The sequence below is a fragment of the Flavobacterium panici genome (assembly GCF_903819335.1).
In the GTDB taxonomy this organism is placed as follows: domain Bacteria; phylum Bacteroidota; class Bacteroidia; order Flavobacteriales; family Flavobacteriaceae; genus Flavobacterium; species Flavobacterium panici.
In genome coordinates this window covers 296,509-321,896 of sequence record NZ_CAIJDE010000017.1, presented here as the reverse complement: position 1 = coordinate 321,896, position 25,388 = coordinate 296,509, and the positions used below count along the sequence as shown (strand labels likewise).

27 protein-coding genes are annotated in these 25,388 nt (G+C 34.4%); 8 read left to right on the top strand and 19 right to left on the bottom strand.

Going from position 1 to position 25,388, the window contains the following annotated elements:
* Positions 1–144 precede the first annotated feature (144 nt).
* Positions 145–798, top strand: coding sequence for an HD domain-containing protein (locus FLAPXU55_RS01445; RefSeq protein ID WP_180856212.1), 654 nt, complete (start codon positions 145–147; stop codon positions 796–798).
* Between the two features lie 468 nt (positions 799–1,266).
* On the opposite strand, the gene FLAPXU55_RS01440 is transcribed toward FLAPXU55_RS01445, so the two are convergent.
* The 5 genes from FLAPXU55_RS01440 to FLAPXU55_RS01420 form a co-directional block, all read right to left on the bottom strand.
* Positions 1,267–1,389, bottom strand: a complete 123-nt coding sequence (locus FLAPXU55_RS01440; RefSeq protein ID WP_073486019.1) for a FeoB-associated Cys-rich membrane protein — start codon at positions 1,387–1,389, stop codon at positions 1,267–1,269.
* Positions 1,390–1,395: 6 nt separating this feature from the next.
* A complete protein-coding gene (gene feoB, locus FLAPXU55_RS01435; RefSeq protein WP_180856211.1) occupies positions 1,396–3,495 on the bottom strand; it encodes a ferrous iron transport protein B in 2,100 nt (699 codons plus the stop codon).
* Positions 3,495–3,734, bottom strand: a complete 240-nt coding sequence (locus FLAPXU55_RS01430) for a FeoA family protein (protein WP_053473157.1) — start codon at positions 3,732–3,734, stop codon at positions 3,495–3,497. Before FLAPXU55_RS01430 ends, feoB begins: the two co-directional genes overlap by 1 nt.
* Before the next feature lie 104 nt (positions 3,735–3,838).
* The gene (locus tag FLAPXU55_RS01425) at positions 3,839–4,504 is read right to left on the bottom strand and encodes an SCO family protein (protein WP_053473156.1); all 666 of its coding nucleotides are present in this window, start codon (positions 4,502–4,504) and stop codon (positions 3,839–3,841) included.
* 206 nt (positions 4,505–4,710) lie between these two features.
* Entirely contained in the window at positions 4,711–5,634 is a 924-nt protein-coding gene (locus FLAPXU55_RS01420) for a DMT family transporter (protein WP_180856209.1), read from the bottom strand.
* Between the two features lie 202 nt (positions 5,635–5,836).
* On the opposite strand from FLAPXU55_RS01420, the gene FLAPXU55_RS01415 reads away from it, so the two are divergent.
* Positions 5,837–7,897: a M13 family metallopeptidase gene (locus tag FLAPXU55_RS01415; RefSeq protein WP_180856207.1), complete on the top strand. Its 2,061-nt coding sequence runs from the start codon at positions 5,837–5,839 to the stop codon at positions 7,895–7,897.
* Positions 7,898–7,957: 60 nt separating this feature from the next.
* Here the strand turns inward: FLAPXU55_RS01415 and FLAPXU55_RS01410 are convergent, their stop codons facing one another.
* The 13 genes from FLAPXU55_RS01410 to hemA form a co-directional block, all read right to left on the bottom strand.
* On the bottom strand, positions 7,958–8,356 hold the full coding sequence (locus FLAPXU55_RS01410) for a c-type cytochrome (protein WP_180856205.1): 399 nt from the start codon (positions 8,354–8,356) through the stop codon (positions 7,958–7,960).
* Position 8,357: 1 nt separating this feature from the next.
* Entirely contained in the window at positions 8,358–9,350 is a 993-nt protein-coding gene (gene hemB / locus FLAPXU55_RS01405) for a porphobilinogen synthase (RefSeq protein WP_180856203.1), read from the bottom strand.
* A 119-nt stretch (positions 9,351–9,469) separates the two neighbouring features.
* Positions 9,470–10,366, bottom strand: a complete 897-nt coding sequence (locus FLAPXU55_RS01400; protein WP_180856201.1) for a fructose bisphosphate aldolase — start codon at positions 10,364–10,366, stop codon at positions 9,470–9,472.
* 23 nt (positions 10,367–10,389) lie between these two features.
* Entirely contained in the window at positions 10,390–11,316 is a 927-nt protein-coding gene (locus tag FLAPXU55_RS01395) for a DUF4421 family protein (RefSeq protein WP_235991977.1), read from the bottom strand.
* Positions 11,317–11,318: 2 nt separating this feature from the next.
* Positions 11,319–12,221, bottom strand: coding sequence for an oxygen-dependent coproporphyrinogen oxidase (gene hemF, locus FLAPXU55_RS01390; RefSeq protein WP_180856197.1), 903 nt, complete (start codon positions 12,219–12,221; stop codon positions 11,319–11,321).
* Positions 12,218–12,763, bottom strand: coding sequence for a GNAT family N-acetyltransferase (locus tag FLAPXU55_RS01385; RefSeq protein WP_180856195.1), 546 nt, complete (start codon positions 12,761–12,763; stop codon positions 12,218–12,220). Before FLAPXU55_RS01385 ends, hemF begins: the two co-directional genes overlap by 4 nt.
* Positions 12,764–12,765: 2 nt before the next feature.
* The gene (locus FLAPXU55_RS01380; RefSeq protein ID WP_180856193.1) at positions 12,766–13,143 is read right to left on the bottom strand and encodes a hypothetical protein; all 378 of its coding nucleotides are present in this window, start codon (positions 13,141–13,143) and stop codon (positions 12,766–12,768) included.
* A gap of 119 nt (positions 13,144–13,262) precedes the next feature.
* A complete protein-coding gene (locus tag FLAPXU55_RS01375) occupies positions 13,263–13,814 on the bottom strand; it encodes a transposase (protein ID WP_180856191.1) in 552 nt (183 codons plus the stop codon).
* Positions 13,815–13,942: 128 nt separating this feature from the next.
* A complete protein-coding gene (hemE, locus tag FLAPXU55_RS01370; protein ID WP_053473145.1) occupies positions 13,943–14,968 on the bottom strand; it encodes a uroporphyrinogen decarboxylase in 1,026 nt (341 codons plus the stop codon).
* Between the two features lie 103 nt (positions 14,969–15,071).
* Positions 15,072–15,737, bottom strand: a complete 666-nt coding sequence (locus FLAPXU55_RS01365; RefSeq protein WP_180856189.1) for a uroporphyrinogen-III synthase — start codon at positions 15,735–15,737, stop codon at positions 15,072–15,074.
* Entirely contained in the window at positions 15,737–16,663 is a 927-nt protein-coding gene (hemC, locus tag FLAPXU55_RS01360; protein WP_180856187.1) for a hydroxymethylbilane synthase, read from the bottom strand. The genes FLAPXU55_RS01365 and hemC overlap by 1 nt, the downstream gene beginning before the upstream one ends.
* 99 nt (positions 16,664–16,762) lie before the next feature.
* Positions 16,763–17,167 carry a GxxExxY protein gene (locus tag FLAPXU55_RS01355; RefSeq protein WP_053473142.1) on the bottom strand — a complete coding sequence of 135 codons (405 nt, stop codon included), beginning with the start codon at positions 17,165–17,167 and terminating at the stop codon, positions 16,763–16,765.
* A 147-nt stretch (positions 17,168–17,314) separates the two neighbouring features.
* Positions 17,315–18,565, bottom strand: coding sequence for a glutamyl-tRNA reductase (hemA, locus tag FLAPXU55_RS01350; protein WP_180856295.1), 1,251 nt, complete (start codon positions 18,563–18,565; stop codon positions 17,315–17,317).
* 226 nt (positions 18,566–18,791) lie between these two features.
* On the opposite strand from hemA, the gene FLAPXU55_RS01345 reads away from it, so the two are divergent.
* From FLAPXU55_RS01345 to FLAPXU55_RS01320, 6 genes are all read left to right on the top strand, one after another.
* A complete protein-coding gene (locus tag FLAPXU55_RS01345; protein ID WP_053473141.1) occupies positions 18,792–19,664 on the top strand; it encodes a helix-turn-helix domain-containing protein in 873 nt (290 codons plus the stop codon).
* Positions 19,665–19,894: 230 nt separating this feature from the next.
* Positions 19,895–20,908 (top strand): ferrochelatase, encoded by a 1,014-nt coding sequence (hemH, locus tag FLAPXU55_RS01340; RefSeq protein WP_180856185.1) that lies wholly within the window; start codon positions 19,895–19,897, stop codon positions 20,906–20,908.
* A gap of 83 nt (positions 20,909–20,991) precedes the next feature.
* Complete coding sequence (locus tag FLAPXU55_RS01335; RefSeq protein ID WP_053473139.1) at positions 20,992–21,540, top strand: CopD family protein; 549 nt, start codon at positions 20,992–20,994, stop codon at positions 21,538–21,540.
* Between the two features lie 216 nt (positions 21,541–21,756).
* Positions 21,757–23,172, top strand: coding sequence for a sensor histidine kinase (locus FLAPXU55_RS01330; protein ID WP_053473138.1), 1,416 nt, complete (start codon positions 21,757–21,759; stop codon positions 23,170–23,172).
* A gap of 10 nt (positions 23,173–23,182) precedes the next feature.
* On the top strand, positions 23,183–23,965 hold the full coding sequence (locus tag FLAPXU55_RS01325) for an enoyl-CoA hydratase/isomerase family protein (protein WP_180856183.1): 783 nt from the start codon (positions 23,183–23,185) through the stop codon (positions 23,963–23,965).
* 178 nt (positions 23,966–24,143) lie between these two features.
* Positions 24,144–24,542 (top strand): hypothetical protein, encoded by a 399-nt coding sequence (locus FLAPXU55_RS01320; RefSeq protein ID WP_180856182.1) that lies wholly within the window; start codon positions 24,144–24,146, stop codon positions 24,540–24,542.
* A gap of 163 nt (positions 24,543–24,705) precedes the next feature.
* Here FLAPXU55_RS01320 and FLAPXU55_RS01315 read toward each other — a convergent pair whose 3' ends face one another.
* Positions 24,706–25,359: a metal-dependent transcriptional regulator gene (locus FLAPXU55_RS01315; RefSeq protein WP_053473135.1), complete on the bottom strand. Its 654-nt coding sequence runs from the start codon at positions 25,357–25,359 to the stop codon at positions 24,706–24,708.
* Positions 25,360–25,388 lie beyond the last annotated feature (29 nt).

Genomic DNA, 25,388 nt, shown 5'->3' with positions numbered 1-25,388 from the left:
TTGACATTTAAAATATATTGTTGATTGTTAGAGTTTAAAACCTTTAACAATCAACATTTTTTATTTAAACTATAAAAAACACCAGCGCAAATCCGTTGAATCAGTAAAATCCGCGGGCCATTTCACCACAAACCAAAATACAACATGAGTAATCCTGAACTTATAAATAAAACCATCGCATTTGTAAAAGAGAAACTAAACGATGCCGAAGGCGGACACGACTGGTTTCACATCGAACGAGTTTATAAAAATGCACTTTTAATTGCAAAAGATACCGACTGTGATAAAACAATTGTAGAATTAGGAGCACTGCTTCATGATATTGCCGATAGTAAATTTCATGACGGAGACGAAACAATTGGACCAAAAACAGCCCGTTTGTTTTTAGAATCACATAACGTTTCAGAGGATATTATTCAGCATGTGGTAAACATCATCGAAAACATCTCTTATAAAGGCGGAAATTTTGAAAAGAAGTTTTCCTCTATAGAATTAGATATCGTTCAGGATGCAGATAGGTTAGATGCAATTGGCGCAATTGGAGTAGCAAGAGCGTTCAATTATGGCGGATTTAAAAACAGAGCCTTATATGATCCTGAAATTGCTCCGGTAACGAACATGACAAAAGAAGAATATAAAAAGAACAATGCGCCAACGATCAATCACTTTTACGAAAAGCTTTTGCTCTTAAAAGACAAAATGAATACCGAAAAAGGAAAACAAATCGCTGCCGAAAGACATCGCTTCATGGAATTATTCCTGTCGCAGTTTTATGCAGAATGGGAGGGGATTAAGTGAGTTTACAGTTCTCAGTCGCAGTTTACATTCATATAAACTGAAAACTGTGACTGAATACTGAAAACTTTATACTGTTTTAGATTTTAGATTTTAAAAGGCACATTATTCCGAAAGCACACAGGAATCCAAAAGAAAACCATAATAATCTGGTAACTCTATTATCTCTTACGATTTCATTTTTTTCGAACTTTGTCATTTTATTTGAATTTTATTGTGCAAAATTAATTTGTGCTGTATCGTTAGCTAAGCCATAAAAGTTTTTTAAACATCAAAAAAGGGTATTTTCCTTGTCAGAAGACTTGTAGAGCATAAAAAAAGCTTCACAAAGAATTTTAAATCTCTGTGAAGCTTGTATTTATTTAGGTGAACTCTGAGGAAAAAATAAGAAAACTTAGAAGCTTAGTATCTCAGTAACTTAGAGCCTAAAAAACTTAGCATCTTAGAATCTCAGCACCTTAGTAACTTAAATCACGAACATCCGCAATTGCCATCACCACAGTCTTTTTTCTTTTTAGATTTCCAAAAGAATTTTCTAATCAAAAAGCCAACGGCGATAAATAATATGACAAAAGCTATAATTTCTTGGATCATAACATTTTACTTTAAAAATTGATACGCTAAAAGCGCGGTAATATAAGCAAGCCCGGTCATAAAGAAAAGCTGCATTACGGGCCACTTCCATGAATTTGTTTCTTTTTTTGTAATCGCTAATGTACTGGCACACTGCATTGCAAAAGCATAAAACAATAACAATGAAATTCCAGAAGCAAAATTAAAGATTTTTTCTCCCGTTTCTGGATTTACCTCTTTCTGCATTTTACTCTTAATTGTCGATTCGTTATCGCTGTCCCCAACACTGTAAATAGTAGCCAGTGTTCCCACTAAAACTTCACGGGCGGCAAACGAACTGATAATCGCAATCCCGATTTTCCAATCGTAACCAAGTGGAGAAATTATAGGCTCAATAGTTTTACCCATAATCCCGATATAAGAATTCTCTATTTTTTGAGAAGCCACTTCATTTTCAAACTGAACTTGATTTAAAGTTGTATTGGCAAATCTTTCTTTTACGATGTTTTCTGCATCGTTAAATTCTTTTCCAGGTCCGAAAGAAGCCAAAAACCATAAAATAACCGATATCGCTAAGATGATTTTACCCGCGCCCAAAACAAAAGCTTTGGTTTTTTCGACAACGTTGATTCCAACATTCTTGAAAAGCGGTAATTTATAACTTGGCATTTCAACAACGAAATACGTTTTTGAATCCAGTTTTAAAACTTTATTTAAAATATAGGCCGAGATTATTGCCGTTACAAATCCCAGTAAATACAATAACATCAACGAAAGTCCTTGCAGATTTAAAAATCCCAGAACTCGTTTATTCGGAATCACTAACGAAATCATAATCGCATAAACTGGTAATCTTGCAGAACAAGTCGTGAATGGCGTTACCAAGATCGTAATAAGGCGTTCTTTCCAGTTTTCGATATTTCGCGTCGCCATAATCGCCGGAATCGCGCACGCAGTTCCTGAAATTAAAGGCACAACGCTTTTTCCCGAAAGCCCGAATTTGCGCATGATTTTATCCATCAGGAAAACAACACGGCTCATATAACCGCTTTCTTCAAGAATAGAAATGAACAAAAACAAGAAAGCAATCTGCGGAATAAAAATAATAACACCGCCAATTCCCGGAATAATTCCCTGCGAAAGTAAATCGGTTAAAATACCGCTTGGTAATTCTTTTGCCGTCCAGCTGCTAAACGAAGCAAAAGTCGCATCAATAAAATCCATAGGAATGGTTGACCAGCTGAAAATAGACTGGAAAATGATAAATAAAATTCCAAGGAAAATTGCATAACCCCAAAACTTGTGCGTTAAAACACGATCAAGTCTGGCCCTGAAATCTGTCGCCGCTTCAGTATCAATTTTTAAACCTTCTTTTAAAACATCATTTATAAACTGATATCTTTTGATGGTTTCTTTTTGCTGCAAGCGTTTTAATTCTGAATGCGATTTGGTAAAGGTATTTCGGATTTCATTTCGGTCTAAATTCGAAAAATTGACATCCTGTGTAATTACAAGCCACAATTTGTACATCAATTGATTCGGAAATGCATGCTGCAGTTTTTGAAAATAGTCAGGATCAATTACTGATGCATTTAAACAAGGTTCATGCGGAACGGTTTTATAAGAAACAATTAATTCTTTTAATTCCTCAATTCCTAAACCTTTACGGGAACTGACTAAAGCAATTTTGGTTTTTAGTTTTTCTTCTAAAAGCGGAATATCCAAAGAAATTCCTTTGCTTGCCATACGGTCAGACATATTGATAACCAAGATAGTTGGAATTTCAAGATCTTTTATCTGCGTAAAAATCAGTAAGTTTCTTTTCAGATTTTCAACATCGGTTACTACAACAGCAACATCAGGATATAATTTGTCGTTTTTGTTTAGCAAAAGTTCAATTACCACGCTCTCGTCCATCGAACTTGCGTTCAGACTATACGTTCCGGGTAAATCCAAAATGTTGGCTTTTACGTTATGAGGTAATTTACAAAATCCGATTTTTTTCTCAACCGTGATTCCGGGATAATTCCCAACTTGTTGATTTAAACCCGTAAGCTGATTAAAAACAGAAGTTTTACCTACGTTAGGATTTCCAATAAGGGCAACATTGATATTCTGAACGCTCATTATAAATTGTTTTGTAAAAGTTCAACTTCAATTTCACGAGCAGTTTCAACACGAATAGCAACATGCGAACCATTAATATCTAAATATAAAGGATCTCCAAAAGGAGCAATTTGAAGTAATTCGACCATGCTGCCCGGCAAACAACCCATCTCTAGTAATTTTAAAGGAATCAAATCGATATCAAAATCTTTGATAATGGCTTTATCGCCTTTTTTCAAGGTATGGATAGTATTTTGCAAAGCTTATTTAGATTGAATTTAGATTGCAAAAATAGGCAATAAATCTTTACCCCATGGTAATAATAAGGTTTGAAAATGCTAAATCTTTCTAAAAATAAGGAATTTTACTCTTTTGATAAGAAATCTATGTCTTCCAGTAATCTTGTGATATCTTCCTTTTTTGTTCCGTCATAAAATCCGCGAACGCGTCTTTTTTGATCCACCAAAACAAAATTCTCGGTATGAACCATATCATACAACTGATCTGGGCGACCCAGTTTTACAGCGAGGTAAGATTTTCTGGCCATAGTGTAAATCTCTTTTTTATCTCCAGTCACCAAATTCCACTTGCTGTCTACAACTCCGTATTTTACTGCATAAGCTTTTAAAACCGAAACACTGTCAACTTCCGGGAAAACAGTGTGAGAAAGCAGCATTACTTTTGGATTATTCAAAACCGCTTTTTGAACTTCAACAAGATTGGTTGACATTTTTGGGCAGATTGATCCGCAGGTTGTAAAGAAGAAATCGGCAACATAAATTTTTCCTTCGTAATTTTTTTGGGTAATTGTATCTCCGTTTTGGTTTATGAATGAAAAATCGGCAATCGTGTGGTATTTACTTTTGTATTGAATCGTACTGTCTACCAATTCCGGATTTACATCGGCAGGATTATAAATTGGAAGTGTTTTTTGTGGCTTTAAAGCCGAATAAAATAAAGATATAGTGACTACAGAAAATACAATTAATACAATGAAGAATTTGCGGTATTTATAAAGAAGCGATTTCATAAAAATAATTTGGCGCAAAAATACGAAAAGAGCATTTTAAAAGGGAGAATTATGACGCTTTTTAACAGGTTTTTTTAATCTCGCAAAGGCGCAGAGTCGCAGAGTCTAAATTTTCTAAGCTTTGCGTTTTAAGTTTATCAAAAGTATTAAAGATCAACGATCTTTAAACTTAAACAAAAACTTTGCGACTCTGCGACTTTGCGAGATTAAATTTTTGGCTTTCGAATAGATTTATTCACCATATACAATCCCGTTAAAGTTACGGCCGAACCAATGGCAATAGCCTGTGTAAGCGTTTCGCCAAAAATAATCGATCCCAAAATCATCGCAACAATTGGATTGATGTAAACATAAATACTGCTGATTTCTGTTGGAAGATGCTGCAGCGTATAAATAAAAGCAATGAAAGTTAAAACAGAACCAATAATCACCAGATATCCAATTGCCCACCAGGACTCTGAAGGAATTTCGCTCAGCGGAATATTAACTCCCGTTGCTTCTGTAATTCCAAAAAGAAACACACTTGAAATCAACATCTGCAGTCCCAAACTAAAATACGGATTAAAACTGGATGCTTTTTTCTTGGTTTGTAAAATTCCAAAAGCCCACGTAATTGTTGAAGCCGTCATTAAAATAATTCCGAATTGAAAATCAGGTCTTAAGAAATCCGCAATATAATCGATGAAAATAATACAGATTCCCCCAAAGCTGATTAGAATTCCAAACAAAGCCATTTTTGCAATTCGTTCCCCATTAAAAAAATTAATGATAATAATCCAAATTGGGAAAAGAGCACTAATGATCGCACCCAATCCGCTTGTCATATATTTCACGCCCCAAGTACTTAAACCGTTGCTGCAAACAAAATTTAAAAAACTCAAAACAAGAATTGTACGCCATTGCTTTCCTTTTGGCCAAGGCTGTTTTTTCAACAAAAAATAGCCCACATAAATTAGTCCTCCTAAAAACTGGCGAATTGTTGCCAATTGCAATGCCGGCATATGCTTAACACCTTCTTTTGAAGCTAACCACGTTGTTCCCCAAAAAAAACTTACCCAGCATAAAGCCATAATTGGTAAACCAATTGCTTCAATTTTTCCTGAAACGGCATTCTGAATTTTTGCTCTCATTTTGACTTTAAATCTTTAAACAAATATTCCAAAAACAATTTCAATAATCCGTGAAAAACAAGGTTTTAATTCATGAAAATAATCGATGGTTTCCATTAAAATGTTATGGAAGAATACTTACACATTATTATTGCATAAATTTTAACATAGAGTTACAAATTTTAACGATATGTTTGTGTATACACTCGAAACACATTTATAAATGAAAAAACAACTTACTAAACCTTTGTTTTGTGCTTTTTCTGCAATGCTTTCTTTTACAGCGATCGAAGCGCAAACCACTGCAGCAAAAGAACCTGGTATCAATGTATCATACATGAATACCAAAATTAGTCCGAGCCAGGATTTTTTCCAATATGTAAACGGAACTTGGTTAAGCCAGACAGAAATTCCAAGCGATCGTACCACTTGGGGAAGTTTTAATGAATTGATTAAAAAGACAGACAAAGATGTAATGTCTATTTTAAAAGATGCATCAAAAAATCCAAAGTATAAATCAGATACTGATCAGGGAAAAGCTGTTAACTTATTCCTGACCGTTTTAGATACTGTTGGAAGAAACAAAGCAGGAATTAATCCTTTGAAACCGTATTTGAAAAAGATTGATGCCATTAAAAATGTAGCCGATCTTCAAAAGTTTTTGGTTGAAATGGAACCTGAAGGAGGTTCTGGATTCTTCGGAATTTATATTGGAGCCGATGAAAAAAACAGTTCTAAAAATTCAGTAAGTCTTGCAGTAAGTCAATTAGGACTTCCTGATAAAGATTATTACACTTCTGAAGATAAAGATTCTAAAGAAAAACGTGCTAAATACGAACTTCACGTAGCGAGAATGCTTCAGTTTATTGGAGAAACTCCGGAAAAAGCAAAACAAAGCGCTAAAGAAATTCTGGCTTTTGAAACTGAATTGTCAAAACCAAGATTAAATCGCGTTGAAAGCAGAGACAGTCGTTTGCAGTACAACCCGATGACGGTTGCTGAACTTCAAAAATTAACTCCGGCTATAAAATGGGATGCTTATTTTGCAGGAATTGGTTTGGCGAAATTAGATACTGTTGTTGTTATTGAGCCAAAGTATATGAAAGCGTTGCAAACTGTATTTACTGAAAATAAAGTAGCACAGTGGAAAGAGTACCTGAAATGGGATTTATTAAATTCTTCTTCTACAAAATTATCAACGGATATTGAAACGGCTAACTTTGATTTTTACAGTAAAACGTTAAGAGGAGCTGTAAAACAATTACCGAGAGAAGAAAAAGCGTTACAAGTTGTAAACCGCGGAATTGGTGAAGCACTTGGTAAATTGTATGTAGAAAAAGTATTTCCTGCTGAAGCAAAAGCCAAAGCGGTCGATATGATTCATAATGTTATTACGGCTTACCAAAACCGTATTAACAACTTAAGCTGGATGTCTAAAGACACAAAGGCAAAAGCTATTGAAAAACTAAACAAAATAACCATAAAAGTTGGTTATCCTGATAAGTGGAAAGATTATTCGGCACTTCAAATTAAAAATGTTGTTGATGGCGGAAGTTATTTTGAGAATTCAAAAAGTTTAGCCATTTGGAATTTCAAGAAAGGTATTGCAAAATTGAACAAACCGGTTGATAAAACTGAGTGGGGAATGTCTCCGCAAACGGTAAATGCTTATTACAATCCATCTTATAATGAAATTGTATTTCCAGCTGCGATCTTACAGCCGCCATTTTACAATTACCAAGCTGATGAAGCTGTAAATTATGGTGGAATTGGAGCGGTAATTGGTCATGAAATTTCTCATGGTTTTGATGATTCTGGTGCACGTTACAATGCAGAAGGAAATCTTGTTGACTGGTGGACGCCTCAGGATTTAGAGCAATTTACAAAATTAGGTTCTGAATTGGCAGATCAATACAGTGCTTTAGAGCCGTTACCGGGAATTCATGTGGACGGTAAATTTACTTTAGGTGAAAATATTGGAGATTTAGGTGGAATCAACGCAGCTTACGATGGTTTGCAATTGTATTTGAAAGCGCACGGAAATCCAGGATTAATTGACGGATTTACTCCAGAGCAGCGTTTCTTTATTTCCTGGGCAACCGTTTGGAGAACCAAGTCTAGAGACGAAGCGATTAAAAATCAAGTAAAAACAGATCCGCATTCGCCGGGAATGTACAGAGCTTATGTTCCAATTCAAAATGTTGATGCTTTTTATGAAGCTTTCGGTATTAAAAATGGAGACAAAATGTTTGTAAGCCCAGAGAAACGAGTAAAAATCTGGTAATCTCATAAATAGAAAACGGCGCTGATTTCAGCGCCGTTTTTTTGTTTTATAATAAGTCAATTATTGCAAATGACTGTAAATGTAAGTTTCAATCGCTTTTAACTCTTCGTCAGACATTGCTTTGGTTACTCCAAAATTAGTCTGCATTACCGAAAACTGACTTGGATCAACAATTGGATCTGCATTTCCTTTCAAGAAAGTTGGAATATCACCTTTTTTGTCTTTATAGATTTTGGCAATTTCCTTAATACTCGGCCCAATGACTTTTTGATCCAGCTGATGACATGAAGTACAATTTCCTCTTCCTTCAAAAATTTCTTTTCCTAAAGCTTCAGGTGTTGTGGCTTTCGCCGATTCTCCTTCAGAATATGCTTCTGTAGCTTGATCTGTACTTTCTGAAACTTCTTTTTTACATGAAGCAAATGCTAAAACGGCAGATAAGAATAATACTTTTTTCATTTTATTTATTTAAAAGTATTGAAGCTTCTTTTGCAAAATAAGTCGAGATAATACTCGCACCCGCACGCTTAATGCAATAAAGTTGCTCTATCATAATTTTGTCGTGATCTAACCATCCTCTTTCCGCTGCGGCCTTTACCATCGCGTACTCACCAGATACTTGGTAAACTGCAACGGGCACATGAACGGCATTTTTTACCTCACGAACAATGTCCAAATACGCAATTCCCGGTTTTACCATTACGATATCTGCACCTTCTTCAACATCCAATAAAGCTTCACGAATTCCTTCAATTCGGTTAGCATAATCCATTTGATAGGTCTTTTTATCTTTTGGAATATTTTGCGAATCAACCGGAGCAGAATCTAAAGCATCACGAAATGGACCGTAAAATGCCGAAGCATATTTAGCACTGTAACTCATGATTCCAACATTATGATGTCCGTTTTGTTCCAATGCTTTTCTTATCGCCAAAACACGTCCATCCATCATGTCACTTGGCGCCACGAAATCTGCACCAGCATCTGCATGACTTAAACTCATACGAGTTAAAGCATCAACTGTTGCATCGTTAATTAATTGACCATTTTCGATAATTCCGTCATGACCATAAATAGAATATGGATCTAAAGCTACATCTGGCATTACAATCATTTCAGGAACAGCATCTTTTATCGCGCGGATAGTTTGCTGCATTAAACCGTCTTTATTCCAAGCTTCTGTACCTTTGTTGTCTTTTAAGTTATCGCTTACTTTTACGTAGATGTTTACCGCTTTAATTCCTAAATCCCAAGCCTCTTTTACTTCTTTAATCGTATTGTCTAATGAATGGCGATAAATTCCTGGCATTGAAGGAATAGCAGATTTGATGTCTTTTCCTTCGGCAACAAACATTGGAAGCATAAAATCCTGTGGACTTAAGCTGGTTTCACGAACTAAAGAACGAATTGATTCGTTGGTTCTTAAACGACGGTTTCTTTGTAATGGGAACATTGTTTTTGAATTTTAGATTTTAGAATGCAGATTTTAGATTTTTCTGCAATCTTATTTTTTGATTTTTATTAATTGATGTCAATACTTTTGACTTTATGACTTTAAACTTTTGACTTAATTTATGTTATCGAAGCTTCATAAATTCCTTTAATGGTCTTCTCTAATTTGGTATTAAAAACATCATCAGATTGATTGGCAAAAAGCCCTTCAGACAATGCGCGGGAGAAACTTGCAATTAATCCGTGGTTTTGTGAAAGCTTTTCATTGGCTTCTTCCTGACCATATCCTCCAGAAAGAGCGACAACTCGCACTACATGCGAATCAGATATTAGTTCTTTGTAAAAGTCATTCACAGTTGGAATAGATAATTTCAGCATCACTTTTGCATCTTTGTCTAATGCATTAAGTTGTTTTTGAATTTCTTCTTTAAGAATCTGTTCTGACTTTTCTTTGTCTGTACTGTAAATATCGACTTCAGGTTCAATAATTGGGATAAGTCCTTTTGCAAAAATTTGTTTCCCTACTTCAAATTGCTGTTCCACGATTTCGCGGATTCCAACGGCGTTTGCTTCTTTAATAACAGAACGCATTTTAGTACCAAAAACATTTCTTTCTACAGCTCGATCCAATAATTCATCCAGATTTGAAATTGGTTTCATTAACTGAACTCCGTTTGCAAGATCAGCAAGTCCTTTATCGACTTTTAAAAACGGAACTATGTTTTTTGTCTTCCACAAATAATCCGAAGTCCATTCTCCGTCTATTTTGCGATCCATTGTGTTTTCAAACAAAATGGCACCCAGAATATATTGGCTGTCAAAAGCCGGACTTTTAATAATTCTGGTTCTCATTTCATGTACAAGCGTGTACATTTCTTCATCATTTGTGTAACTGCTTTCTTCAACACCATATTGCGATAATGCCTTTGGTGTGCTGCCACCGCTTTGATCTAGTGCTGCAATAAATCCCTTTCCGGAATTCATGCGGTTTAACTGTTCTACGTTTACCTTTTCCATAATTTCTTATTTTAGATTAAACATTACAAACCTATTTTATCATTTACTTTATCATAAACCTTTTTCACTTCTTTTGGAGGATCAAATCGATAACCCAAAGAAAGTTTTAAAGTGGCAATATTATCGTTCAGTCGCGGATCGACTTTATCATCCTGAGAAAAACTTACCGAATTAAGGGTTGCATAACCAAAGAAACGGTCATTATTATAAGCCAGTTTTAAATTTAAATCTGCCTGATATAAAGCTGAGGTATCTCCGTCAACATCATTAATTCCCGCCCCCAAAGCGACTCCTGCACCAATCAAAATACGATCACTAATTACAAAATTATAAAAATAGGATGGTGCCAGTGTAAAGACATAAATGTCACCCGGAGTTGTGTCGGGAGTATTTAAGTCAATGTTGGTGTAATAAAATGAGAAAGTCGGGATAAAACTTCCGGAACTTTTAGTCTGCCATTCATTTTGGCTTATTAATGTTTTAAAAGAGAATTTATCATTAAAAACATAAGATGTCGTCCCGCCAATTTTCGTAGTACGCATTCTTGGGAGTTGTGCCGTTACATTATCATCACTAACATAAAATCCTTTTTGATTAATGAAAGTAAACGACTGCATCCATTTTTTATAGTAAAAACGGGTATTAAAATTAAAATGCTTGGAATGAGAATCGCCTTTATTGCCAGAAAGAAATTTGGGCGCAAAACCAACTGAAATATCAATGATCTTATAATTTAAACTTAAACCAATTTGTTCTCTTCGATTCGGAATAAGATTAAGATAGGTTTTAGGCTCCTGAGCATCTGAAGCAATTTGAAAACTATTAGAAGTATCTAAATAATAAATACTGGTGGTAATTTTATCATTATATGATTTAAAATACGGATTTCGCAGCGAATCATTCTGAGCAAAGCACCCAAAAATGCTGACAAAAAACGTTATATAAATCATTTTTAGATCCATTCTCGCTGATTTTCTAAAACATTTACCAATTTCTCTTCTTCGCTTCCGGCTTCTGCATGATGATCATAAACCCATTGTACATGAGGAGGAAGACTCATCAAAATACTTTCAATTCTTCCGTTTGTTTTTAAGCCGAATAAAGTTCCTTTATCATGAACCAAATTGAACTCGACATAACGGCCTCGGCGTATTTCCTGCCAGGTTTTGTTTTCTGGAGTATATTCTAAATTCTTTCTTCTTTCTACAATTGGCACATAAGCTTCAAGAAAACTATTTCCGACTTCGGTTACAAAGTTGTACCAGTTTTCCATCGACATTTGTTCATTTGCTTTGCAATAATCAAAGAATAAACCGCCAATTCCGCGGGCTTCATTTCGGTGTGCATTCCAGAAATAAGAATCGCATTGTTTTTTATATTTCGGATAAAACTCCGGATTATGTTTGTCACAAGCCGTTTTACAAGTTTGATGAAAGTGTTTTGCATCTTCTTCAAACAAATAATAAGGAGTTAAATCCTGTCCGCCGCCAAACCATTGTTCAATTACATTTCCTGATTCATCGTACATTTCAAAATAACGCCAATTAGCATGTACGGTTGGCGTCATCGGGTTTTGGGGATGAATAACTAAACTCAATCCGCAGGCAAAAAAATCGGCTTCGCCTACGCCAAACATCTTTTGCATGGTTTCAGGAAGTTTTCCGTGAACGGCTGAAATGTTTACACCGCCTTTTTCAAAAACAGCACCGTTTTCAATAACACGCGTTCTTCCGCCTCCGCCTTCAGGACGCTTCCAAAGATCTTCACGGAATTTTGCAGTTCCGTCAACAGCTTCTAATCCGGCGCAGATTTGATCTTGTAATTTTTGTATGTATGCGTAAAATTTATCTTTCATGTTTGATTGTATTCTGCTTTAAGTAATCCGAAATAAACGGTGTTTTGCAATTCGCCATCTCCGTTTCTAAACTCGTCCCTTAAAATTCCTTCTTGTTTAAAATTATGTTTTAATGCAATTCGCTGACTCGCCAGATTGATTTCTGATGTACAGATAAAAACTTTATTGATTTTCAATTCATTGAAACAAAAGGCAAGTGCATCAGAAACCATTTTGGATGTGATTCCTTTTCCTTGAAAATCTTCATCAATAAAATAACCCAATTCACATTTTAAAATGCGGTAATCAATTGTTTTTACACATAAATAACCAATTAGTTTATTAGTTTTTATATCCCGCGCGTAGAAATAATATCCTTCGTTATTTTTTTCTTTGTCTTTACTAACAGATATAAAATTTTCTGCTTTTTCTAGAGAATCAGAATTAATTAGAGTTACAGGAAAAGTTTGTCCAATGTGATTTTTATTCTTGTCAATTAGTTTATAGAACTCTTCAGGAAGAATGTTTTCAATTCGGTCTATTTTCCAATCTGTAAAACTCATCTTTATCTATTTTTTAACGAAGCAATTTTAGCATTTATTCCAAATGAAAAAACCTTGCTTTCCTGTTGAATATATTGATAAAGAGACAAAGCTTTACCTTTAAAATCATAGTTTTCAACTTTCGAAAAATCAATTAAAAAATCAGCAAATTGTTCTAATTGATTAAAATCTAAATGACAGCGAATTAATAAGGTTATCAGTGCTTCATTTTTATAATCAACTAAAGTTTGAAGGTTTAGTCCAAATTCTTTTAACTGATTTTCAACTTCGAATTTTTCGGTATCATTTAAAGTTTTAGGCACAAAGTCTAGAGAACGCAATGTTTTTAGGACATTGTCAATTCTGATACTTTCTTCGTCTCTTAAACCTTTGTTTAGCATTATTTGTACGTTTCCTGCAAGGTTTCCAAAACCTTGTAGGTATTAATTGGACATATGATATGTAAAAATTATCTAAATAGACCTACAAGGTTTTGGAAACCTTGCAGGACAGACCTGAATCATTCAAAAGTATAAGTTTCATTTAAAAGATTATTCTTTTGATTATGGCAAAAAATGAAATTTTCTAAATCACCAAATAAGGTTAAAACTTCGTCTCGCTCTATTTTTGTTTCCTTATCAGATAAGAAAGCCTGATATGATGAAAATTTGAAATCTTTAAAATCTAAATCAAAATGATGTTTCGGATTTAAATGAACATAAATAATCAGCTGTTTTAGATAATTTTCGTCTTTTAGCATTATTCTTTTAAAATGCTTTTCGAATAAACTTCCTGTTCTTTGAGTTTGTTTATTAAAAGCTTTAGCATAAGAATTGAATAAATTTGAAAAAGCCTGAGTTACCTCTTTTTCTTCAACATTGAGGCGAATTACTAAATGAAAATGATTATTCATTAAACAATAAGCGAAAATCGATATTTTATCTTCAGAGTATTTACCTAATTGCTTTAAAAAATAATGCTTGTTAGCATCGTTTTCAAAAATGTTATTTCCGTTAATGCCACGATTATAAATATGATAATAACGATCTTTTTCCAGAACTTCCAATTTCATTCTTTCTCATTTTCATCTCCTGCAAGGTTTTCAAAACCTTGTAGGTGTTCTTTCTTATTTCAATAGTTTCTTATTTTATACCTACAAGGTTTTGAAAACCTTGCAGGAAAGCCAATTGTGACTAAAAACTATTGTCCGTATTCCTTAACCGCGTCAATAAACGCTTTTGCGTGATCTACAGGGATATTTGGTAAAATTCCGTGACCTAAATTTACGATATATTTATCTTTTCCAAACTCATCGATCATTTCATGAACCATTTTTTTAATTGTCGGAATTGGAGAAAGCAATCTTGACGGATCAAAATTTCCTTGTAAAGTAATGTTTCCACCAGACAAATAACGAGCATTTCTAGCCGAACAAGTCCAGTCAACTCCTAAAGCAGAAGCACGGCTTTTTCCCATTTCGCCAAGAGCGAACCAGCATCCTTTTCCGAAAACAATAACCGGTGCAACATCTGCTAAAGCTTCAACGATTTGGTTGATATATTTCCATGAAAATTCCTGATAATCAACCGGAGAAAGCATTCCTCCCCAAGAATCAAAAATTTGAACGGCATTAACTCCAGCTTTTACTTTTTCTTTTAAGTATAAAATCGTGGTGTCTGTAATTTTTTGTAGTAATGTATGCGCAGCAGCCGGATTTGAAAAGCAGAATCCTTTTGCCATATCAAAACTTTTAGAACCTCTTCCTTCAACAGCATAACATAAAATTGTCCAAGGCGAACCAGCGAAACCAATTAATGGTACTTCGTCATTCAGCATTTCTTTAGTCAATTTAATGGCATCCATTACATAACCAAGACTTTCCTGAATATCCGGAACGTAAACTCTATGGACATCTGCCATAGAACGAATTGGATTTGGAACAAACGGACCAATATTTTCTTTCATTAAAACTTCAATTCCCATTGCTTGCGGCACAACTAAAATATCCGAGAATAAAATAGCCGCATCCGGAGCAATTCTGCGAATTGGCTGAACGGTGATTTCCGCAGCTAATTCCGGAGTTTGACAACGTGTGAAGAAATCATATTTATCACGCAATTCGATAAATTCCGGTAAATATCTTCCGGCTTGACGCATCATCCATACTGGCGGACGTTGAACAGTTTCTCCTTTTAATGCTTTTAAAAATAGGTCGTTTTTTAACATCTCTTATTTGTTTATCCTGCAAGGTTTCCAAAACCTTGTAGGTATTGTTGTTGATTAATATATACCTACAAGGTTTTGGAAACCTTGCAGGAAATCTCGTTTGTTACTTATATTCAGATAAAACATCTTCTAAAACATCTTCAACCGTTGGCTGATCTGCAATAATGATGTTTTTGGTAATTTTATGTAAAGCTTCTGCGGTGGTTTCGCCAATGCAGAAACAAGTTTCTTTTTTAATTGAATTATCCTTTAAATAACTCTCAACACCAGACGGACTAAAAAATAAAATGGCGTCAACTGGAGATTTTATTTTTTGAGGCTGTAATGACGTTTCGTAAACCTGAATTTCGTTCAATTTTATTCCGGCTTCTTTTAAAGCGTTTGGCAAAGTATCTCTTCTCAGGTTTCCACTGAAAAAAGTATAGCTTTCATTACGGTAAATCAAAGTGATAATTTCTGCTAAATCCGAAGCATAACCGGTGTAAGCCACAACATTAAACCCGTTTTCAGATAAAAGGATTTTTGTTTTTAAACCAACGCAATAAACATTTTTACTTTTAAGTTCTTCCGATTTTGGATTCGATAAAACACTGTGAACAGCATTTTGGCTTGTAAAAATTAAACTTTCGTTGAGGTTTTTAAGTTCGAAAGGTTTGTTTTCGGTTTTGATAAAATCGGCTTCGATTACTTCGATGCCAGCTTTAGTCAACTCTTGTTTTTGAAGAGGAGATAATATTTTTGTAGATAATATCTGAGTTGCTTTTGCCATTATTTTTTCAGGGATTCTTTAATCTTCTGCATTAATTCTGTTCCTCCATTGTTTAAAATCTCCTGTGCAGAGTGAAAACCTAGTTTTTTCCATTCTGAAATATCAACGGTTTTATTAATTTCCAATTTTTGCTTTCCGTCAATCGAAAGCAAAACACCTTGAAAATGTAAAGTATCTTCGTCTTCATTATATGTTACCAAAGCTCCAATTGGGGCAGTACATCCGCCTTCCAGCGTTCTTAAAAACTGACGTTCGATATAAGTGCAGATTTCAGTTTCAATATCATTTAACTGCGAAAGCGCATCAAGCGTATAATTGTCATTTTCCATTGCTACAACAAGCATTGCTCCTTGTGCCGGCGCAGGAATCATCCAGTCTAAATTAATGTAGTTTTCTGGTTTTAAGTTAATTCGCTCTAAACCTGCAGCGGCAAAAACAGCTCCATCCCAATCATTGTCTTTTAGTTTTTGCATGCGCGTATTCACGTTTCCACGTAAATCAACTACAGTATGATTTGGGTATTTGTTAAACCATTGCGCCTGACGACGTAAACTTCCAGTTGCAATTGTACTTGGTTTATTGTCAAAATCAGGATTTCCTTTATGAACCAAAATATCCAGAACATTTGCTCTTGGTAAAACAGCCGCCTGAACAATTCCTTTAGGCAAAGCCGTTGGAACATCTTTCATAGAATGTACCGCAATATCAATATCACCATTGATCATAGCAATGTCCAGCGTTTTAGTGAAAATTCCGGTAATACCGAGTTCGTAAAGCGGTTTATCCAAAATAATATCACCTTGAGATTTAACGGCAACAATTGAAGTTTTATAACCTAAATCATTTAGTTTTTTCTCGACAGTATGTGCCTGCCAAAGTGCTAATTCGCTATCGCGCGTTCCAATTCTGATTGTTTTTTCAGCCATTTTTTATTTTTTTACCATTAAGATATTAAGGTAATTAAGCCTTTCTTTGTCAAAGAACATTAAACTTAACTTTTTTAATATCTTAATGGTCAAATTTATTTAATCCATTAGTCTTGCGAAATGATCATTCACAAGTGGTTTCATTGATTTTGTAATGTTTGTTGTGTTGAAATTTATCAATAGTCCTTGAGGTCTTTGTAATAATTTCATGTATGTTAATAATTGTGCTTCGTGAATGGGCAATAAATTTTCTATTGCTTTTAATTCTACAACAACACAATCATTTACAAGTAAATCAATTCTTAAATCAGACTCTAATTCAAGGTCGTAATAATCTATTTTAACAACTAATTGTTGTTTAACATCATATCCGTTTTGTTCTAATTCGTATTTGAGGCATTGTTCATAAATGCTTTCTAAAAGTCCAGGTCCCAAAGCTTTATGCACTTTTATAGCAAAACCTGTAATTTCATAAGCTAATTGAGTAACCTCTTTTTTTGTCATAGAACTTTTTTATTTTTGACCTAATATATTAAGAAAGTTAAGTTTTGCTTTGTACATACGCAAAGCTTAATCTATCTTAAAAATTTAATGGTTTCTATTTCTGCATTTAATCTTAATTACCTTAATATCTTAATGGTAAAATTAAATTTAAGATGCTTTTATTTTGAAGACTTTCTCGATCCATTCGATGCTTTCATCAACCATGGTATCGTCGTCTTTTAAATGATTTGCGAAATGAGTAGTAATTTTTTGAATGATTCTGTTGCTGATGATTTCTGCTTGTGCTTCATTAAAATCAGCGATTTTTTTGCTTTGAAAATCTAATTCCGAAACTTTAATGGCGTTTAGTTTTTCTTTTAAAGCATTAATTGTTGGCGCAAATTTTCGCCCTTTCATCCAGATAACGAATTCTTCTTTGATTTCTTCAATAATTGCTTCAGCTGCCGGAATGTGTAATTTTCTGTTTTCCAAAGTTTCATCTGTCAACTGAGACAAATAATCCATGTGAATTAAAGTTACACCTTCTATTTCTTCTACATTTTCATGAACATTTTTCGGAATCGACAAATCCAAAATCAACAAAGGTTTTTTAAGATTTAAAATTGCTTTGTCAACCGTTGGGTTTTGCGCACCGGTTGCTACAACCACAACATCGGCATTTTGAAGTTCTAAGTGTAATTCAGAATAATCTTTAACAATCAGATTTAATTTTCCAGCCAGTTTCTCAGCTTTATCTTTAGTTCTGTTGATTAAAGTAATGTGTTCGTTTTTAGTATGTTTTACTAAATTCTCACAAGTGTTTCTTCCAATTTTTCCAGTTCCAAAAAGCAAAATGTTTTTGTTACTGATGTCTTCAACATTTTTAAGAATGTATTGTACCGATGCAAAAGAAACCGAAGTAGCGCCAGAGCTGATCTCCGTTTCGTTTTTAATTCTTTTACTTGCCTGAATTACTGCATTCACCAATCTTTCCATAAAAGTATTGGCCAATCCCATTGATTTTGAATGAGCAAAACTGGTTTTAATTTGAGATATAATTTCGAAATCGCCCAGAATCTGACTGTCTAAACCAGTTCCTACGCGAAATAAATGATTAATTGCTTCTTGATTTTTGTAAACGAAACCTACTTTTTGAAACGCATCAACAGAACCATTGCTGTTGTCGCAGATAAGTTTGATTAATTGAAATGGATGTTCTGCAAAACCGTAGATCTCGGTTCTGTTGCAGGTTGAAGTAACTAGTAAACTTTCTATTCCATCGTTTTTAGCTTGTTCCAATAAGCGAGTCTTCGCAACGGCATCCAAACTAAATTGACCTCTGACCTCTGCATCAGCTTTTTTATAACTCAGACCAACTGAATAAAAATAAAGGTGTTTCGGTACATTATTGTTTTCCATAAATTCACTTTCATAAAGTGCAACAAAATTATTACTATACTGTTTATAAAAGTAACGCTGAAAGTACTTTTTGTATCGCTGCATGTTTTTTTGATTCTAAACGTCTCATTTTATTCAAAAAGAAGTACTTTTGTAGTAAAATCAACTTGTTTGAAATAATTTGTTTAGAGTCATTCTAAATAACATTTTGCTTTTCTTTTGATTTTAGTTTCAAAAAAATATCGCTATGAGTTCTCAAGAAGTTATAAAAATTGAAGACGACTTTACGCTGATCCGTTTTCAAAACGATGGTCCGGAGCCTTTTTATGCACAGCACGAAATAGGTACAGGTCTGATACAGTTTCACTTCGGGATAAAAGGTAATGCTAAATTTTTGTTCAATCAGGGCAATTATGCTTTAGAACTGAAAGAAGAAAAATCGCTGCTTTTATACAACCCGCAGAAAGAATTGCCTCTTAATTTAGAATTGGCACCTAACTCGTGGGTGATTTCCGTAATTGTTTCCATCAAAAAATTTCACGCGTTGTTTTCTGCCGAAGCCGATTATATTACTTTTTTAAGTCCTGATAATAAGGACAAAAAGTATTATAATGAAGGAAATATTAGTCCTTCTATGGCTATTGTGTTAAGTCAGCTCTTTCATTACAACCTTCATCCATCCATAAAAAACCTTTATTATAAAGGAAAGGGATATGAATTATTGAGTTTGTATTTTAACAGAACCGAAGATCCAAACGCAGAACAATGTCCGTTTTTAATTGATGAAGATAACGTTCTAAAAATCAGAAAAGCCAAAGAAATTATAATCGCCAATATGGCAGAACCTCCGGGATTGCAAGAACTGGCAGATGAAATTGGTTTAAATTTAAAGAAACTCAAAATGGGTTTCAAACAAATTTACGGCGACACGGTTTACGGTTTCCTTTTTGATTACAAAATGGATTTCGCCCGAAAACTTTTGGACAGCGGTTCTTATAATGTAAATGAAGTTGGACTTAAAATTGGTTACAGCACCGGAAGTCATTTTATCGCGGCATTCAAGAAAAAGTTTGCCACAACTCCAAAAAAATATTTAATGTCGATTAATGCGAATGTTTAAGTTTTCGCCACGAATTTCACGAATCAACACGAATTAATGATCTGCAAAAATCTGTTAAACCCGTTAAATCGGTGTGCCAATATCTAGCAAATTGATTTTCGATATTCAACAATAAATAAAAAGTAATAATTATCATATTCCTAAAAAGCAGCAAGTTCTACTTTTGACGAAATTTTTAAAAACAAATAAAAGCTTAAAGCCTAATGCTTAAAGCCTAAAGCAAAAAAATAATGAAAGGCGTATTATTAGTAAATCTAGGATCTCCGGATAGTCCAACAACAAAAGACGTAAAACCTTATTTAGATGAATTTTTAATGGATAAATACGTGATCGACGTTCCGTATTTATTGCGAGCATTATTAGTTCGTGGTATTATTTTAAGAAAAAGACCAGAAGAATCAGCGCATGCTTATGCGAAAATTTGGTGGGAAGAAGGTTCACCATTAGTTGTTCTTTCAGAAAGAATGCAAAAAAAAGTGCAGCCTCTTGTAAACGTTCCAGTTTCTTTAGCAATGCGTTACGGAAGTATGACCATCGAAAAAGGGCTTCAGGAATTAAGCGATAAAGGAGTTACAGATGTAATGCTTTTTCCTTTATATCCACAATATGCAATGGCTTCGACTTTGACTATTTTAGTGAAAGCAGAGGAAATTCGCAAGAAGAAGTTTCCACACATGACTTTTACAGATGTTCCGGCATTTTACAATAAACCGGATTACATCAAGAATTTAGCAGATTCGATTCAAAAACATTTAGTTGGTTTTGAATATGATCACTTATTGTTTTCTTATCATGGAATTCCTGAACGTCACATTCGCAAAACCGATGTTACAAAATCACATTGTAAAATTGACGGTTCTTGCTGCAACACGCCATCTCCGGCGCATGATTTCTGTTATCGTCATCAATGTTACGAAACAACAAGACAGGTCGTTAAGTTATTAGGACTTCCCGCAGATAAATATAGTCTAACATTTCAATCGCGTTTAGCGGGAGACAAATGGTTAGAACCTTATACTGATGTTGAAATTGATAACATGCCGGCAAAAGGAATCAAGAAATTAGCGGTTGTAACACCAGCTTTCGTTTCGGATTGTTTAGAAACTTTAGAGGAAATCGCCATGCGCGCCAAAGAAGATTTTGAGAAAAATGGAGGAGAAGAGTTCCTTGCAATTCCATGTTTAAATGATGATGATGAATGGTGTGAAACAGTAAGTAACTGGATTAATGATTGGGCTAAATAATATTTGTTTCACGTTTAAAGTTTAAAGTTTTTCTCAAAGTTGATAACTTGAAACTTTAAACCTGAAACTTTAAACAAATAATAATGGAATATTATAACTATCTAAAATCCCTGCATTTAATATTTGTAATTACTTGGTTTGCAGGTTTGTTTTATATTGTGCGTTTGTTTGTTTATCAAATTGAAGCCAATGAAAAACCATCTCCCGAAAAAGAAATTCTGCAGGCGCAATACAAAATAATGGCCTACCGTTTGTGGTACATTATTACATGGCCGTCGGCGGTTTTGGCGAGTATTTTTGCTTTTTGGATGCTGTTTTTTACAGATGCAGGACACATTTGGCTCACACAACCTTGGATGCATGTAAAATTATGTTTCGTTTTCCTTCTATATTTATATCACGGAAAATGCCATCAGATTTTCAAACAATTGCAAAACGATGAGGTAAAATATTCCAATAATTTTATGCGTTTATGGAATGAAGGCGCAACAATTATTTTATTTGCCGTTGTCTTTTTAGTAGTTTTAAAAAGTGCCATCAACTGGATTTTCGGCGTAATCGGGATTATTTTATTCTCGGTTTTAATAATGCTGGGATTTCGTTTCTATAAACGAATTCGAGAAAAAAAATAAAAAGAGTTTGCCACTAATTCCACTAATTAGCACGAATTTATTTTTGTAATTTTTTGCCACAGATTAAAAGGATTTAAATGATTTTTTTTAATCCTTTTAATCTGTGGCAAAAAAAGAATTAGTGTAAATTCGTGAAATTCGTGGTGAAAAAACAAAAAGAACATGCTAAACATCAAAATGACAATGCTCTCACTTCGTACCAGGATTTTCCTGTCGATGATTGTATTGATTGTTGTGGCATCTTTTTTATTGGCTTCGATTTCTATTATTCAGTTTAAAACCGAGGCTAAAGAATATCACCAGGAACGTTTAGAACGAAAAGAAAATGCGGTAAAAGAACACATCAATTATGTGCTTTCTACAACGACTTATCCGCTTAAAACTCAAAACTTAGATTTAATCTTTAAAGATAAAATTCACGAATTAGCACAGATTCACAAAATTGAAATCAACATTTACAGTCTTGACGGAAAGCTTTTAAAATCTTCCAAAGAATCTTTCGCCGTTGATAAAATTGCGCCGCCAATTCCGGAATATATTTTAAAACTGGTTCGTTCTTCCATCGAAAAACGTTTTGTAGACATTAAAACTATCGACGGAGTCAAAAACAGATCATCATACAGTTTAATAAAAGACGAAAAATTCAAACCACTCGGAATCCTGAATCTTCCGTATTTAGAAGACGACGGTTATTACGATAATGAATTGAATACTTTCCTGATTCGCTTAAGTCAGGTTTATTCTTTTATGTTGATTGTAGCTTTTGCCTTGGCGTATTTCCTTTCGACCTATATCACAAAATCATTAAAAACCATTTCAGATCGTTTGGAAGAAACCAATTTGGATCAGAAAAACGAAAAAATTGTTTTAGAAGCCAACAGCAAAGAAGTCAACTTTCTGATAAAAGCGTATAACGGAATGGTTGATAAACTGGAAACCAGTGCGATTAAATTAGCACAAAGCGAACGTGAAGAAGCGTGGCGCGAAATGGCGAAACAGGTTGCACACGAAATTAAAAATCCGCTTACGCCAATGCGATTAACGGTTCAGAGTTTCCAAAGAAAGTTTGATCCGAATGATCCTGACGTAAAGCAGAAAATGAATGATTACTCTGAAACCTTAATTCAGCAGATTGATACAATGACGGCGGTGGCTTCAGCATTTTCAAACTTTGCTTCTATGCCGGCACAGCAAAACGAAACCTTGAATGTGGTTGAGGTTGTCGAATTGGCTTTGGATATTTTCAACGAAGAATATATTTCTTTTGAAAGCGATGAAGAAGAAATTATTTCCAAAATGGATCGTACGCAACTGATTCGTGTGATTACCAATTTGGTTAAAAATGCGACGCAGGCCATTCCCGAAAGTCAGTTTCAAAAATCAATAGTCGTTACGGTAAAAAGACGAAATAACAATGTCGAAATTGCCGTAAAAGACAACGGAATAGGAATTCAGAAACAAGATATCGGCCGAATCTTCGAACCAAAATTTACTACCAAAACCAGCGGTATGGGACTCGGACTCGGAATTATCAAAAACATTATAGAAAATTACAAAGGAACAATTACCTTTGAATCAACTTACGGAAAAGGAACCACATTTAGGGTTTCTTTACCTATTACAAACTCTTAAATTCATCGTCATGAACTACGAAAATTTATTAATTTCTATTGAGGAAAAAGTTGCTACAATTACCATAAACAGACCTACAAAACTGAATGCTTTAAACAAATCGACAATTAGCGATTTGAGCAATGCTATTAAGCTTTTAGGGAAAAGTGACGATGTCCGCGTTATTATTTTAACCGGAAGCGGAGAAAAAGCTTTTGTAGCCGGAGCAGATATTTCGGAATTTGCAAACTATACCGTTGTTGAAGGCGCACAATTAGCAGCCGAAGGTCAGGAATTATTATTTGATTATATCGAAAATCTTAAAAAACCAGTTATTGCAGCTGTTAATGGTTTCGCTTTAGGCGGAGGATTAGAGCTGGCAATGGCGTGTCATTTTAGAATAGCTTCAGACAATGCAAAAATGGGATTGCCAGAAGTAACTTTAGGATTGATTCCGGGCTACGGAGGAACACAGCGTTTGCCGCAATTAGTGGGGAAAGGCCGTGCGATGGAAATGATTATGACCGCAGCGATGATTTCTGCAGAAGAAGCAAAACGATACGGTTTAGTAAATCACGTAGTGCCGCAAGAAGAACTTTTATCTTTTACGAACGTAATTGCTCAAAAAATCATTAAAAATGCTCCGTTTGCGATTGCTAAGGCAATTAAGGCAATCAATGCTAATTTTGAAGATGGCAAAAACGGATTCGATACTGAAATAAAATCGTTCGGAAAATGTTTTGGAACGGAGGATTTTAAAGAAGGAACTTCAGCATTTTTAGAAAAACGTAAAGCTGAATTTACAGGAAAATAAGTTATTCCACAAAGTTGCGCGGAGATAAGACAGTCCCGATAGCTATCGGGACACAAAGAAAATTTATATAATCTTTGTGTAACTTTGCGAAATCTTTGCGCAACTTTGCGTAAAATAATAGACAAGATTATAAAAACTTAGAATCTCAGGATCTCAGAACCTTAGCAACTTAAAAAAAATGTACGAACCGATATTTGCCCTTTTTTGTGAACGAGTTAAAGAAAGTATTCAAGCCGGAACTTTCGCAAAACTGACTTTGGCTAAAACGATGGGGGACACCGAGATTAAAAATATTTATTTCAGATTGGTTTTGAATGAAGATAATACGTTCTCGATTTCCTTAACTTCACGTTATAAAACAGAAGAAATCGAAAGCATTCACACTTTAGATGAAGCTTTATTGGTTTTAGGCTCTTATATCAAAAAACCATTTCTAACGGCACTTTTGTTTACAACAGATAACGATGTAACTTTCAAAGTAAATAAAAAGAATGCAGGAAGTATTATCGAGCAGCCTCCTACATTTAAAAATGCTTCTCCGGTTATGCTGGAGATGATTGAAAAGGGGATTGTTTAAATAATAATTTTTAGAAATATATATCTGAGTTGTCAGGCTGAGCGAAGTCGAAGCCTCGTTTGCTGAATCACTTTGCGGGCTTCGACTTCGCTCAGCCTGACAAAAGATAAAATCTTAGTGTATCTCTGCGAAACTTCTTCGCGAATCTCTGCGAAATAACTCGCTAAACCAGTTTCACAAACAAATTAGAAGCAATTTTATTAGAAATAGATAATTCCTTTCCATCAACCTTAATTTTTACTGATAAATCGAAAGATTCTTTAGAAAGAAATTCAATTTTAGAACCCAAAGCGATTCCTTGTTTATCCAGATATTTTAAGAACTCTGAAGAAGTATCTTTTACGCCGACACAAACTCCGGTTTGATTTTCTGATAATTCAGAAAGCAGTTGTTTCTCAATTTTAATAATTCGGCCATTAGCATCCGGAATCGGATCACCATGCGGATCTTCAGTAGGATTCCCCAGAAAATCATCTAAACGGTTAATTAATTGCTCAGATTTGATGTGTTCTAACTGTTCTGCAATATCATGAACTTCATCCCAGCTGAAGTTTAATTTCTCTACCAAAAAAACTTCCCACAAACGATGTTTTCTAACAATCATTTTGGCTGCCAGCTTTCCGTTTTCGGTTAACGAAACACCCTGGTATTTTTTATAATTTACTAAATCTTTATCAGCCAGTTTTTTAAGCATATCCGTTACAGAAGAAGCTTTTGTTTCCATGATTTCTGCAATGGCATTCGTGCTCACTTCAGTTTCTAAAGCCGCCGTTAAGTGATATATAGATTTTAGATAATTTTCTTCTGAGAAGGTCATTCGATTTTAGATTTTAGAGTGTTAATTTT